The sequence below is a fragment of the Spirosoma agri genome, from assembly GCF_010747415.1.
GTDB lineage: Bacteria > Bacteroidota > Bacteroidia > Cytophagales > Spirosomataceae > Spirosoma > Spirosoma agri.
This window is the reverse complement of the sequence record NZ_JAAGNZ010000003.1, coordinates 63,329-76,903: the sequence shown is the minus strand read 5'-3', so window position 1 is coordinate 76,903 and position 13,575 is coordinate 63,329. Positions and strand designations below refer to the sequence as shown.

Sequence of the window (13,575 nt, the reverse complement as noted above, 5' to 3'; positions counted from 1 at the left end):
GGGCCTGCCGAAGCAGTAGGGTAGCTCACAGTTGTGAGTGATCGAAGGTAGCTAGAACAAGAAAGCTAATCTTGGAATAATATCATGGACAAACCTAAAGGCATACGAAGACTAGGAAGCAACAAATCGTTTTCCTGACCTGCTCACAATCCCAAAGGGCGGACTGGCCCAATCAAATGCATCAACGTAAGCGAAACTCCAAACTTCGTTGGTCATCGGGCGCTGGCACCCGTATGAAAAATTTTATGTATATTAACATAAAATATGATAATTTATTTCTCTAATTTTAATCTCTATTTAGCTCAATCAGTAGAATATGACTGCTGGTTATTTATGGTAGCAGCTTGATTACGTTCATATTCGTCCTTGCATGCCTCATACCTACCTTTACGTTAACAACGAGTTTTCTTGATTACCAGCTTCGCTTGTGGATAAGCAACTTAACGACTGACTTCTAACTACCCTAAGCCTCTATTGCGTTGATACTACCGGTACAGAAGCCAGTGAAACCCGTTGATTCGACCAGTCGATTCTATACGCTATTTTTCGTTAGCTCCTGCCCCGAAGACTGGGGAGGAAGCGAGGAGCTGTGGGCGCAGGCAGCCATACTCCTGGCTCAAGCTGGCCATTGCGTGCATGTTTTTAAGACCAACGTTAAGCGTCAACATCCCCGTATTCAAGCCCTACTGGCTGCAAACTGTACTGTAACCGACTTGTATCAAGTACCGTCCTTGAGGATTCGGCTTCGAAATCGGCTACTGCCTATTCGGTGGCAGCACACTACGGCTCAGCGGGGACAACAGATTTTACGGCAGGCGCTACTGGCGCAACAACCGCATTTAACCTTGGTTGCCCAGGGCAATAATTACGACGGTGCCGCTTTCGCAGATGTTTGCCGTCGATATGAACATCCTTTTGCGCTGGTTGCCCAGAAGGCCGTTCATTTTTTATTTCCGTACGACCACGAAAGGGCTGTTATTCAAGCCGCTTACCAGTCGGCACTAAAATGCTTTTTTGTGTCTCAACATAACCTGGAGTTGACTCGTCGGCAACTGAGCATGAGATTACCTCAGGCTGAAGTCGTCTTCAACCCAGTGAATCCGTTTGTGCAGGAGGCTTTTGTGAGTCCGATTGTGCCGCAAATCGCTCAAGATGGAGTGATTCGACTGGCATGTGTCGCTCGGCTCGACGTGCTAGATAAGGGTCAGGATTTACTGCTAACCGTACTGGCTCAACCCAAATGGCGATCGCGTCCCATAACAGTTACGATGTATGGAGCAGGTCCACACCGGAAGGCCATCGAAGAACTGGTTCTCTTTCTCAATTTGGACGGTAAAGTCAGCCTGGGGGGCCACGTACCAAATCCTGCCGTCATCTGGCAAACACACCACGCGTTAGTATTACCATCCCGTAGTGAAGGACTGCCTCTGGCCCTGGTGGAAGCGATGCTCTGCAGCCGACCAGCTATAGCAACCGATGCTGGTGGTATTGCTGAACTGCTGATCAATAATCAAACAGGTTTCCTGGCGTCAACGCCTTCAGTCGAAGCCATTGACGAAGCCCTGGAGCGAGCCTGGCACCGACGTGACGAATGGCAACAGATGGGTGTGGTTGCTGCTCAGCACGCCCGTGCTACGGTATCATCCGATGCCGCTCAATCATTTAGTAAGCACCTTCTCCGATTGACAGCGTCTCTCGGCCAATAACCAAATGACCGTATGAAACAACCTCTAATCTCCATTATTATTCCAACCTACAATAGAGGGCATCTGATTGATGTAGCCATTCGAAGCGTACAGGCTCAACAATACACAAATTGGCAGTTAATTGTCATCGACGATGGATCGACTGACGACACGAAAGAACGGCTATCTCGCTACAGTACCATTCAATATCACAGGCAAGAAAACCGAGGCCAGGCCGCTGCGCGAAATGCGGGGCTACAGTACTGCCAGGGCGAATACATTGCGTCTTTAGATTCGGATGATGAATGGCATCCTAACTTCCTGTTCGATGGGATGACGATGCTCCAAAAGCACCAGTTAGATTTTGTGTTCATGAATTGGCAGACGAGCAAAGGGACTGATGGATACGCATCGTATTTTATGTTACCCAAGCATCGTAAACAGTTCTGTTCGCAAGGCGATAATGGCTGGTGGATACTAGATCCAAAGCAGAACCGATGTTTAATGGTCGAAACATGCCCCTCTCCGTCATCCTCGCTAATCATACGACGAGCAGCGTTCCCCGGGGCCTGGAACGAGCGGATGCGGATTGCCGATGACTGGTGCATGATTCTCGATATGGTAATTAATCGTGCTTGCCGCTCGGCTTTCTCGCCAGTTCCTCACTGGACTAAACATATTCACGGGGACAACATCTGGGATTGCCAGGATAATACGGTTATTATTCCAGAGGTTGGGTTTCATGATGAGCAAGTGCTGATCGAGCGATTTGGTCATCAGCTAACGGCTCAGGAGAAACGAGTTTTTCGGCGACGGTTAGCCCTCCACCATTTCAATTTCGCTTATTTCAGCTGGAAGCAAGCTGTTGCGTCTTCTTCTGTCGTGCTACGCCATCTGACGACTGCCTTTCGCCTGTCACCTTCTGCCATCAGTCGAATCGTGGTTACCTGGGGGCAGGAGCATGTTCAAAAGCGCTTAGTAAAACGCCGTGTCAAAAGCCTTCCTAACGAGCTAGGCGACGCAGTAGTTGGCCTACAAGCTGAAAGGCATTCCGAGCTGACACCGATACGTGACCCCCAAACAGCAGCAGGTGCAACAGAACTACGCTATAATCTAACGGATAACGGCCTGCCTGACTCAGCAGCAATGCCAGCGGGTAGAACGTGATGTAGTATTCGTTCAGCACGATTCGCTGGTTGGGTGCTAATACGAGTGGACGTTGCTCCCAAAGTTTCCAGCGCATCGCTTCCAGACTTGCATAAACGAGTAAAGCGGCCAGCGTAAGCGGACGAGCCAGGATAAAAAGTACAAATCCGAATGCGAGCACTTCCAGTGGGAAGACCACCCATTGCCCAAGCCGTTGGGCAGGTCGTTCGCCAAAACGGGTTACAAAAGTAGTAATACCTGCCTGTCGATCCGCTGCTACATCGCTTAATTGATGCCAGAGAATATTCCGTATACCGCAGGTTATTGCCCAGACGCCTGTGGCCCACCACCAGCCCGTTGAAACGGTATAATCAAACCAGTTACTAATTAAGGCAACGGTAAACAATTGCGGGAAGAAATGGGCCCCGGCCGCATCCGCTAGTATGCCCCAAAAAACCCGAGTTTTTAACCGACAGGGCGGCAGTGAATACAGTGTGTAAGCGAGCCAGGCACCAAGGTACCAAAGGCTGACAGCAGGAGACAGGGTATAGAAGTATAGCCCGAAAGCAAAGCCAATGGATACACAAAAACCTAAGATCAGACTAGTGAAAGTAGGCGATTTCCCAGCTAGTCGGTTTGCTTTTCCAGCCGCTTCGTCAATGGACCGATCGGTCCAGTCATTGAGCAGGCTTACATATATGGCTCCTACTGTCAGCGCCAACAGCAGGAGCAACAGGCAGGGCAATAGCGACCAGATTGATGTGTTTGTCAAACTTGCGGTGGCATAGGCAGTAGCGAGTAAAGGCGAAAACTTATAGCCCCACCATTCACTGGCCCGAACGAATGTTTTGACTTGCCGGCCGACGTGACGAAGGTGGGATGAAGGTACCGATTGAAGCATCCGTGGGTGTTAGAGGAAGAAAGTTGTAATGCGAAAAGTAAGAAACGAGCTGGAATTTACAAGCTAATGAATGAAACTATTTATACGGCCCATTCGCCCCTGCAAGCTCCTCGCCGGTTTTTGCGCGAGATACAGGATGACCTCCGCGTCGTTTATCGTGTCGGCTGGCAGTTGTTTGTCCGAAACCTAAAAGTGCAGGCGCGTCAGAACTTGCTCGGTTACGTCTGGATGTTGCTTCCTCCGCTAGTTACGGGACTAGTCTGGATCTATTTAGGACAAGCTAAAGTGCTTAAAGGATTAACGTCATCGGTGCCGTATCCCGTGTTTGTGTTGACGGGCCTGTTTCTCTGGCAGGGCTTTGTTGATGCCCTTAATTGTCCGCTACAACAACTTCAGATGGCCCGTTCAACGATCAGTAAAGTACGAGTGCCGCATGAAGCGTTCGTTGTCGCGGGACTAGGGACGGTACTATTCAACAGCTTAATCCGAATACTAATTCTGATTGTTGTATTGGTAGGTTTTCAGATGCCTTGGCACACAACCATGCTGCTGGCACCTTTTGGACTGGCTTTATTAATTATTTTTGGTTTGGGACTAGGGTATCTGCTGGCTCCAGTGGGTATGCTCTACGCCGATATTGCTAATGCCTTGCCTGTAGTTATTAACTTGTGGTTTTTAATTACCCCCGTTGTATATAGCCCCCCGGCATCAATGGCTTCTATTATTAGCTGGAATCCGGTGACTCCGCTGCTCAGTACTACCCGAGACTGGCTATTATCCGGAAATAGTCAGCCGACGCTGGGCTTTGGCGCGGTATCGTTAATCGCTTGTTTACTACTGCTTGGTAGTTGGTTATTGTACCGATTGGCCCGTCCGCACTTAATCGTCCGTTTATAAACCGTATATTTAAGTAAGCGCTCGTTAATCAATGCATCGACTACCAGTGCCTACCTTTATTGAATGAATACTAACTCCATACTCACCGTCGACAAGCTTTCGAAAAAATTTAGTACATCATTTCGCCGGTCGCTTTGGTATGGTGTACAGGATATAGCTAAAGACCTTAATCCCTACCAACGCCAGGCTACAAATCAGACCGGTCATCTTCGTAAAACAGAATTTTGGGGTTTACAGAATATTTCTTTTAGCCTACACCGGGGCGAATCACTGGCTATTATTGGAGACAATGGAGCGGGAAAGAGTACGTTACTGAAACTCCTGAACGGCCTCATCAAACCAGACGGTGGCCAAATACGAATCCGGGGTCAGGTGGGTGCTTTAATTGAATTAGGAATTGGCCTCGATCCCGTATTGTCGGGCCGGGAGAATATTTACGTACGCGCTGCTCTGTTGGGTTTATCCCGACGGCAGGTGGACGCGTTGATTGAGCAGATTATAGATTTTACCGGTTTAGGTGACGCGATTCATATGCCTGTACAGTTCTACAGCTCGGGCATGACAGCACGCTTAGCCTACGCCGTAGCCGCTCACCTAAATCCGGATATTTTATTGGTCGATGAGGTCCTAGCGGTTGGCGATCTGGACTTTCAACGGAAGTGCCTCAAGCACATGCAAAGCTATCTCACAGCAGGTGGTTCTATTGTGCTGGTGTCCCATGTACCCTACCATATTCAGGCTGTTTGCCAACGCGGGCTCCTCCTTGAAAAAGGCACGATTAAGTTTGCGGGTACAGCCTCCGAAACCTTGGATCGGTACTTCGCTCAACAATATCAGCAAGCGATGACCATTGAGCAGCGGGATCAAGCCTCACTAAGCCCAGATCGGCCAATGGTGATTCGCCACCTTACGATACAACCTACACAATCAGCAGCGTTGGTTGCTATTCAGTCTGGTAGCGATGTACGGGTGAGGCTATCCTACGAATCAATGACCGTACATGACAACATGGGTTGGGCGTTTTTCATCTGGACCGGGGACGGAGCAACTTGCATTACGGGAGGTATCTCCACGGCACCCGTTACCTTGAAAGCCGGTGAGCACTCACTAACCTGCCGACTGCCCCGGCTGCCGTTGACCGCCGGGGCATACCAAGTGAAAGCCGCCGTTTTCGGCTTCGACTCGCTGCAAGTGCTGGCTCATCTAGGCTGGGAAAATGCTCCTGTGCGATTGTTGGTAGAGGAGGATGTCAGTACCTTGAAAAATTTACAATCAATGGCGCAGCAACTGATTACTATCGATGTAGAATGGACGCACGAAGCATAAACGAGACGGGTGCAATACCAGTCATTCAGATTGAGCAGGCCATTAATCGTGGAGTCGATTATCTGTACAAGCACCAATATCCCAACGGGGAATTTTGCTGCTATACATCTCCTGATTTGCGTATGCAGAAAGCGTGCGTACCAGACAGTGCTGTCTTTCCAGCGGCTGTTATTGCCAGTACGTTACTAGGATTAGCCGGGCATCCAAAAGTAGATGCTTTGCTCAAGAAAACCGTTCCTTTTTTCCAGTATCAAATGATGCGTGGAGGGATTTGTAATTATTACACGCTTAGAAGCCCGCTCTTCAAGTTAAATCCGCCTGACATCGACACGACAGCTTATGTTGGGACGCTCTTTGATGTATGGCGAATAGAATACCCTCGAGAAAGTACCCGAACACTGATGCTGATTAATCAACGCAGCAAAGGAGGAATTTACACCTGGTTTATCCTACGGTTTCGTCCGACTGTAAATCGAATAGCTTGGCGCACTGGACTGCGCGGACTAAAAAGTCCTCTCGCTAGTCTTCGCTTTTGGCTAAAACATGAATACAAACGTAATGACGTTGGCGGTGTCGTTAACGCCAATGCCCTGTATTATTTGGGCGTTACTGAAGCTACGCGATCTACTTTAGATTACCTGATCCAGATTGTTAAGAAGGGGGAGGAAGTCCATTGTGACAGCTGGTATCGAAGCCCGATTAATTTCTATTACGCGCTCGGCCGTAATTACTATAAGGGCGTTTGGGAGTTAGAATCCGTTCGGTCCATTGTACTGGAACGCTTAATGAACCATCAACAGCCCGACGGATCGTTTGGTGATAACTTGTTAGAAACAGCTCAGGCACTAAGCACGCTGATCTATTGGCAAGGACACCCCGCGGTTGCTGAGCGAACGGCTCGTGTATTACTTGCTCACCAAGGTAAGTATGGAGAGTGGCCCCGCGCTATATTCTTCTATCGGGGACCGGGTAAAACAGTTGGTTGGGGATCCGAGGAGATAACAACCGGATTCTGTGTAGAAGCGCTGAACGCCTATCAGAACTGGGCAAAAAAAATGGATACAGATAACCGTATTAACAATACTGCCTTAAAAGACTATGAAGCAAGTAAATAAGCTCGATGAGTCCATAACTAAAGGAGTACTGTACCTGGAGGAGCATCAATACCCGAGCGGTGAGTTTTGCTGCTACATCGCTGCGGATGATCCCATGCTGGGTTGGTGCATTCCAGAAAGCACCGTTTTTGCAACTATGGTAGTAGCCTCCTGCCTATTGTCTTTGGCTGAACGCCCGGAAGTAGACACGATGGTAACCAAAGCTACTGATTACATTGCTGGTCAGATGCACGAAGGAGGAGTGTGGCCGGTATTTTCCGAGCGCCATCCCTGGCATCATATAGTACCCTATGACACCGACAGTTTGGTGTATGCTTCCGCTTTGATGAAGGCAAGGCAAGTTCAATGTCCTCAGGAAAGCAACGTACCACTTCTGCTAACTAATCGGAATCGACAGGGTTTATTTTATACCTGGTTTGTCTTAAGACCTCGCTGGATTACTAACCGTATGCACTGGCGATTGGCCTTTAAAGAAATAAAACAGCCCATCACCAGTTTCTTCTTCTGGCGAGTCAACGAATGTACACGAGTTGACATCGACCTGGGTATCAACACCAACGTCTTATACCATCTAGGCGACACAGAGTATACGCAGCCAATTATCGCAGCGTTGATTCAAGTCATTGCCGAAAGGCGAGAGGATAATTGTGATAAATGGTATCGTAATCCGTATACCATTTACTACTTATTATCACGAGCTTATAAGCGGGGCGTGACTAGTCTTGAACCGATTGTTAAACCCATTGTCGAACGAATTCAGGCTGGCGCCCACCCAAGTGGACAAATGGGCAAATCCATTTTAGATACTGCATTTGCCGTCACGACATTACTCAACTTTGGGGTTGATATTGCTCTTACAGCCAGTGCAGTAGACTTTTTGGTGGAACAGCAGGAGGAAACAGGCGAATGGCCTCGTTGGTTATTTTACTATGGAGGACCTAAACTCCTACAGGGTTGGGGATCAGAAGAGTTAACGACTGGCTTTTGCTTGGAAGCGCTGAATACCTATCAGAGTTGGATGAAAACACATACTACCACTTGTATTGGCAATTCTACTTTGCCCTAAGTTCTGGTTTATCAATCCCAAGTCATAAAGGGGGGCAAACTTAGCTCATTGACGACCAAAACAACGTTAATCGACAAGCTCGCTACGGTACCGACTTCCACGGGTGGCGACTTTGTTCGCCGGGCTATTACGGACGCACGGGTGCGAGTATCATCAAACATGGCCATATATTATGTGCGTGGCAATGGCGTCTTCGGCAGACCCAGAGATGGTAGCGGTATTCGTCCAGCCTTATGGCTACGGCTGGAGGATTAATGCTTGTGATGGTGTGCAATACAAATCCTTTTAATTAACTCACAAGACGTCGAATAAATGAAGGGGCCACAAGATTACTCCTTTGTCTTAGGTGGGAGCGTTTTACGAGAAGACTTAACTTTTAGTGGCTTTAGAATGGTCCGTTTGTTTTTGAGAAAATAACCAGTCTAGTAAGCCCGGGGTCTTGATGACTTCCTCCCAAACACTGTGAGCCAGATGGGCATATTCCGTGTAACGGGGAGCACTGCCCGCTTTTTTGAGCGCAGTAACCATCTCCCGAGAACCACTCACCGGTACATTCATGTCTTTGGCCCCGTGAAAAGCCCAGACCGAGATTCCTGCCATACCAGGGGCCTGGCTGGGATCGCCTTCTCCGCATACGGGTATAGCGGCTGCAAATAACTCCGGGTGGGTGCCAATCAGATGCCAGGAGCCATACCCTCCCCGCGATACGCCCGACACGTAACGCCTTTGGGTATCAATCGAAAACGCCTTATCTAGAGAAACAAGGGCCTCAATGGCTAGGGGAGCTACCGAAGGCGTATTAGCTACACCACCCCAGCCAGAATAGGGTGGACAGCGAGGCACAAACACAAAACAGGGATACTTACGCCTGTTTTCATCCGTCGCTAACCATTTGGCTATAGGGCAGGCATCGATCTGACGGATATTGTCTAAGCGGCAGGAGAAAGGTAGACCAACCACCAGTGGATATCGTTTCTTGGCATCGTAATGAAGGGGCTTTAAGAGTCGGTACAGCAACGTATCACCTTGGCGGCTGACATAGCTTCCTTCCTCAAAAGGCTGTGCCAAGGCCGTTTCTCGGGCAGATATATGGGTATGGTTGTAGTTGTCTCCAATGAGCTGAATCGCAAGTACCGTTGTCGAGATGGCAAGAATCACAACCATTCCTTTGGCAAGTAGCAATCCGGCTGGTAGGTCAACTGGCTCCTTACCGTCAGGGGTGTTCTTTAACTCATCAACAAAATTAAACAGGAGTAGAACTGGAACGATCCGGTCAGCTAAAGACAGCCATTGCTGGATTACATCGAGCTTGAGGCTTGGGGGATAAGGGGGGATATCTATAAACCACATCAGGGCTGCCAACTGAGCTCCATAAAGTAATGCCATCCCAATACCTGCCCCCTTTAGCCAGGGTCTGCTCCCGGAGTGAGAAGCAGCCAGTGTAGTGCCATAAACCAGATCGGCTAAAACGCCCAGCAATACAGCCACTCTGTAATATTGACCCAGCAAGGGGTAGAGTGTGGCCAGGATTAGATAGAGTAGGGTTACAAATGAAATTAGGGTGGCTACCAATCCAGCCCAGAATGTCGCCCTATAGTTTTTGCGGTAATAGTAGGTTAGAAGCAAACTAGCCGTTATGAGCGAAATGAAGTCGAAAACTAGAAACCAGCTTCGAAAGGAGGCTAGCCTGTATAGATCAACACCCCGTTGAAAATGAAGCCAACTTTGAAATAAGCCAGCCGCCAAGGATAGCCCTAAGCTGGCGCAAATTGTCTGGTGAACTTGTTTAGTCATAAAGCCAAGTGTTGAACTAGAAAGGCTTTATGCTAAAAGCTTTACTAGGGATGCATCGACAATACGGCATGGCTCGGGCTGCCCTAGGGGCTTCGTCTCAGGTGGGAGCGTTTAAATGAGAACATGTCCTTGGTAAAATTATGCTTATATTTTAATACTGTTCAACGCAATCCGTCGCATACGCAATGGGCTCTCCTGTAAGATAGGGTACTGGTTTTGAGGAGCTGATGCGCCATCAGATATAGGAGCTTAACGTGGTCCGATCGGGGATGGGTGGCCGGGGGACGCAGCGTTTAGTAGTGGCGAGCCAGGATTGGGGTAGTAGACGTCTAAAACAAAAAAGCCGTATCCAAGATGAACACGGCTTTCCATCAATATAACTAATCCAAACTACGTTGGTGCGGTAGACTCCTAGTCTAAATCTTTACTCAATTGGTTCATCATGTTCACCATCAGGCGATGTTGTCCCACAACAGCCTAGACTTGACGATCTGGGCTGTTGTGGGACAACATCGTGCTAATTGGTTCGAAGCAGTTTGACCTGCTGGCGCTGGGTAGGGGTACTTATTTGCAGGAGTAATACCCCGTTGCCAAAGTCACCACTACTTCCTCCGGCGCGCCGGACCCACTGGAGCACCCCCGCTGGGTCGTACTTGGCCACATGTCATTGCCCCCCGCACTCACCAGCAGTGTGCAGCCGTAGTAGGGGGCACTTGAGAACATCCCCGTCACACAGACATTACTGCTTGCATCGGTCACCGTTGCCCGTCCCTGATCATTCCCGATCCTCCCGCCCCCCGCGCCGGTCACATAGTCGAGGGTCTGGGCCGTACCCATTTGGGTAAACAACAGCAGAGCGGCAACGCTCAGGAAAAGGTCCAGCATCAACCGGCGGAGCAGATTGCTGGCCGTGCCAGTCAGCAACAAAGTACAGAGCAATAGATATTTTTTCATAGGTAGGCGAAACGGGAAGTAATTAGCTCGTTGAACAGGAGGTAATTGTTTATTAAGGATGCGTTGTCTGAAAAACCGGTCGGGTTAAGTAGTACCACTTGAGTAACCGGCTAAAAAGGCGGATCAAATGTATGGATCTCCACCGGTCCTATCCATGCGGGTAGTCTTATGGTTACTCGACCATTTTTTCGTAAAAAAAACAGGCCATCGCATTCGTACAGTTGAAATAATAACAGGTGAGGTTACCACCGTGAATGACCCTGATAATACCTAAACCCGATACGCCAGAACGACTATTCCTTTTTTTTAGGCTGGATCCATACCGACAAAGTCTGAAAAAAAGAGTCGGCCAGCAGGCCCCTTGGGTGGTAGGTAATCGGTTACAAAGCAACCGAGCGGTAGCGCAGAAAAAAATACCTCGTGCGAGGTATTTTTTAGCCATTTCGGGCAATTTCTTCCGTGTCCTGATTGGTATTTTCCCTACACTTGTAAAGCGAATCAGGCTGACTATCTTTTCCCTACGTGCTGCCGGACCGTTGCAAGTGCCTATTTTTGTCGATGCTCCATTGTCCAGCTATATGCCCAGGTTTAGTCTGACTGTAGTTCTTACCCTGTATGGGCTGGTACTGATTGCGTTAACGCTACTGGACGTTTTTTTCGCTTCACCCTCCGTAAACCCGGATGGATTTGGTTACCGCCTGACTGATTCGTTCCGACAAACACCGCTCAACAACCGGGTGTTGTGCACAACGACGTTTCGGCTGGTGCCGGGCGAATCGCTCACCCAGTTGAACAGGCGCATCAGGCAGACCTTCGCGCAGAATCGAAACGTACAGGCTATAGCGTACGGACATTCGTCCGTTGTGCCCCAAGGCTGGGTCTACTTCCCGCTCACCAACACAGCCAAAACGCCAACGGAGGTTGTGTTGTCAATGCCGCAGCACCGCTGCTCGCGGGCAACCCTGTTTCTGGAACGGTACAACCGGCTCGATTCGATCGCCACGCTGCTGAACGATACGCCCTTGGCCGATCGGTTTTTTCTCAGTTATCGGCACGCCTTCCCCATCACGCTGTCGCCAGGCCAGCGGGTAGGCGTACTGCTCCGCACGACGGCTTACGTGGGCTTCCACGAGTTCGACCTGACCCTGAGTAGCCGGCGCATGTTTCTGGAATATACGCTGGACGACACCATTCGGGAGTGGCTGGTCATCTTTTCCTGCGTGATCATCGGGATCATCTCGCTGCTCATTGGCTTCACAACGCCCAGCCCCCTGATGAGTACGTTCGGCTTTATGATGATCATGATCACGCTACAGGTCGCTTTTTTCTACGGCTACCTGAGTCCACTGCCCTATCCCAGATCGACGTCTTTTTCCAGCATTACGATTGGAACGAATATCAAACTGGTATTGGACAGTGCCGTTCAACTGTTCATGTATCAGGCCATTAAACCTGCCATCCGGGATATTCGCTGGTACAGACCGGTTATGTGGACGCTGATCGGCATTTGTGGTATCTGCGTTCTGCTGCATCTGTTGCCGCCCCAGGCCCACCCCTACTTTAACCTCCCCGTCAACCGGATCATGACCAGTATGAGTCTTGTCAACCTGATCTGGATCGGCTATTTCAGTCTTGTTGCCTACCGCCGGGCGGGTATTGCGTATATCGGTCTGTTTTTTCTGCTGCTGATTGGCGATGTGGTGGTAAAGCAGTTGAGTGAACTGATCCGGGGCAATGAGCTGTCGCTGCTGAAGTATCCTGCCCAAAACCCGCTGCTGCTGATTGCCATGCTCACCTACCTGATCGCGTCGCAGTTTCGGCGGGAACTGGTGACCAAGCAACGCTTGCAGAAACAGGTGTCTACCACCCGGGAGCAGATGGACACCCTGCGACGCAACGACATTGAACGGATTGGCCGCGACCTGCACGATCAGGTGGGCAACACGCTGGCGTCGGCGCTGGGCTACATCACCAGCCCGCAGGCCCAGGCGGATAAACCGCGGGAACTCATCCGCGACGCCATTTCGGAACTGCGTTTTCTGAGCCATAATCTCGTCAAGGACGATGAACGGCCCCTGACCGAGAAGGTGGAAACACTGGTGAGCCGGTTCAATGATTTCTCGCCCGTCCGGTTCGTTTTCCAGGACTACACCGAAAAAAAGGCCGACTCCCTGCCCCCGATCCAGCAGCAGAGCATCTATAGCATACTGCAGGAACTTCTTACCAATACTGTCCGGCATTCGGGCGCGAGCGTGGTCGATGTGCAATTCTTCTGCGACGAGCAGACTGTTGACATAACCGTGGAAGACGATGGTGTTGGCCTCGACCTGCCCACGGCCCAAAAGACCGGTATTGGTCTGCAAAACATGTACAAACGGGCCGAACTGGCCCGCATTGCCCTCCGCTTCGACTCGGTGCCCACAGGTACGAGCGTTTTTCTGAGTATTCCCCGTAACCCACCGATAACGAACAGTGCTGATTGATATTCACCCGCTCCCCGGCAACGGGTTACGCCAGATTTTAGGGCTCTTTTGTGTCGGTAGGCGGAGCGTATCCATACGGACCACGGCTTGTTCAAAAAGTCAGGCAGCAGGTATTTTGGGAAACAGGTGACAAACCAATTAGCCATAGTGCCAAAAGCCTACCTCGTACGAGGTATTTTTAGCCGGTTTATGCCCTGTTTTACATGGC

9 protein-coding genes and 1 pseudogene are annotated in these 13,575 nt (G+C 49.8%); 7 read left to right on the top strand and 3 right to left on the bottom strand.

Going from position 1 to position 13,575, the window contains the following annotated elements:
• Positions 1-479 precede the first annotated feature (479 nt).
• The gene (locus tag GK091_RS24390; RefSeq protein WP_164043163.1) at positions 480-1,706 is read left to right on the top strand and encodes a glycosyltransferase; all 1,227 of its coding nucleotides are present in this window, start codon (positions 480-482) and stop codon (positions 1,704-1,706) included.
• A gap of 12 nt (positions 1,707-1,718) precedes the next feature.
• A pseudogene (locus GK091_RS29670) lies at positions 1,719-2,282 on the top strand (glycosyltransferase family 2 protein); the annotation flags it as partial.
• Positions 2,283-2,688: 406 nt separating this feature from the next.
• Here the strand turns inward: GK091_RS29670 and GK091_RS29665 are convergent.
• Complete coding sequence (locus GK091_RS29665; RefSeq protein WP_164043158.1) at positions 2,689-3,732, bottom strand: UbiA family prenyltransferase; 1,044 nt, start codon at positions 3,730-3,732, stop codon at positions 2,689-2,691.
• Positions 3,733-3,798: 66 nt separating this feature from the next.
• On the opposite strand from GK091_RS29665, the gene GK091_RS24375 reads away from it, so the two are divergent.
• From GK091_RS24375 to GK091_RS24360, 4 genes are all read left to right on the top strand, one after another.
• Positions 3,799-4,629 (top strand): ABC transporter permease, encoded by an 831-nt coding sequence (locus tag GK091_RS24375; RefSeq protein ID WP_164043156.1) that lies wholly within the window; start codon positions 3,799-3,801, stop codon positions 4,627-4,629.
• Between the two features lie 63 nt (positions 4,630-4,692).
• Entirely contained in the window at positions 4,693-5,955 is a 1,263-nt protein-coding gene (locus tag GK091_RS24370; protein WP_164043154.1) for an ABC transporter ATP-binding protein, read from the top strand.
• A complete protein-coding gene (locus tag GK091_RS24365) occupies positions 5,937-7,070 on the top strand; it encodes a prenyltransferase/squalene oxidase repeat-containing protein (protein WP_164043152.1) in 1,134 nt (377 codons plus the stop codon). Before GK091_RS24370 ends, GK091_RS24365 begins: the two co-directional genes overlap by 19 nt.
• Complete coding sequence (locus GK091_RS24360) at positions 7,054-8,136, top strand: prenyltransferase/squalene oxidase repeat-containing protein (protein WP_164043150.1); 1,083 nt, start codon at positions 7,054-7,056, stop codon at positions 8,134-8,136. Before GK091_RS24365 ends, GK091_RS24360 begins: the two co-directional genes overlap by 17 nt.
• Before the next feature lie 369 nt (positions 8,137-8,505).
• Here the strand turns inward: GK091_RS24360 and GK091_RS24355 are convergent, their stop codons facing one another.
• Positions 8,506-9,930, bottom strand: a complete 1,425-nt coding sequence (locus GK091_RS24355; RefSeq protein ID WP_164043147.1) for a carboxylesterase family protein — start codon at positions 9,928-9,930, stop codon at positions 8,506-8,508.
• Between the two features lie 564 nt (positions 9,931-10,494).
• A complete protein-coding gene (locus GK091_RS24350) occupies positions 10,495-10,884 on the bottom strand; it encodes a hypothetical protein (RefSeq protein WP_164043145.1) in 390 nt (129 codons plus the stop codon).
• A 578-nt stretch (positions 10,885-11,462) separates the two neighbouring features.
• Here GK091_RS24350 and GK091_RS24345 point away from each other — a divergent pair.
• Positions 11,463-13,367 carry an ATP-binding protein gene (locus tag GK091_RS24345; RefSeq protein ID WP_164043143.1) on the top strand — a complete coding sequence of 635 codons (1,905 nt, stop codon included), beginning with the start codon at positions 11,463-11,465 and terminating at the stop codon, positions 13,365-13,367.
• Positions 13,368-13,575: the final 208 nt, after the last annotated feature.

What these genes read in the sequence shown, in the direction of transcription:
- GK091_RS29665 (WP_164043158.1), bottom strand. Translation starts at nt 3,732, where the DNA reads ATGCTTCAATCGGTACCTTCATCCCACCTTCGTCACGTCGGCCGGCAA.
- GK091_RS24375 (WP_164043156.1), top strand. Translation starts at nt 3,799, where the DNA reads ATGAATGAAACTATTTATACGGCCCATTCGCCCCTGCAAGCTCCTCGC.
- GK091_RS24370 (WP_164043154.1), top strand. Translation starts at nt 4,693, where the DNA reads ATGAATACTAACTCCATACTCACCGTCGACAAGCTTTCGAAAAAATTT.
- GK091_RS24365 (WP_164043152.1), top strand. Translation starts at nt 5,937, where the DNA reads ATGGACGCACGAAGCATAAACGAGACGGGTGCAATACCAGTCATTCAG.
- GK091_RS24360 (WP_164043150.1), top strand. Translation starts at nt 7,054, where the DNA reads ATGAAGCAAGTAAATAAGCTCGATGAGTCCATAACTAAAGGAGTACTG.
- GK091_RS24355 (WP_164043147.1), bottom strand. Translation starts at nt 9,930, where the DNA reads ATGACTAAACAAGTTCACCAGACAATTTGCGCCAGCTTAGGGCTATCC.
- GK091_RS24350 (WP_164043145.1), bottom strand. Translation starts at nt 10,884, where the DNA reads ATGAAAAAATATCTATTGCTCTGTACTTTGTTGCTGACTGGCACGGCC.
- GK091_RS24345 (WP_164043143.1), top strand. Translation starts at nt 11,463, where the DNA reads ATGCCCAGGTTTAGTCTGACTGTAGTTCTTACCCTGTATGGGCTGGTA.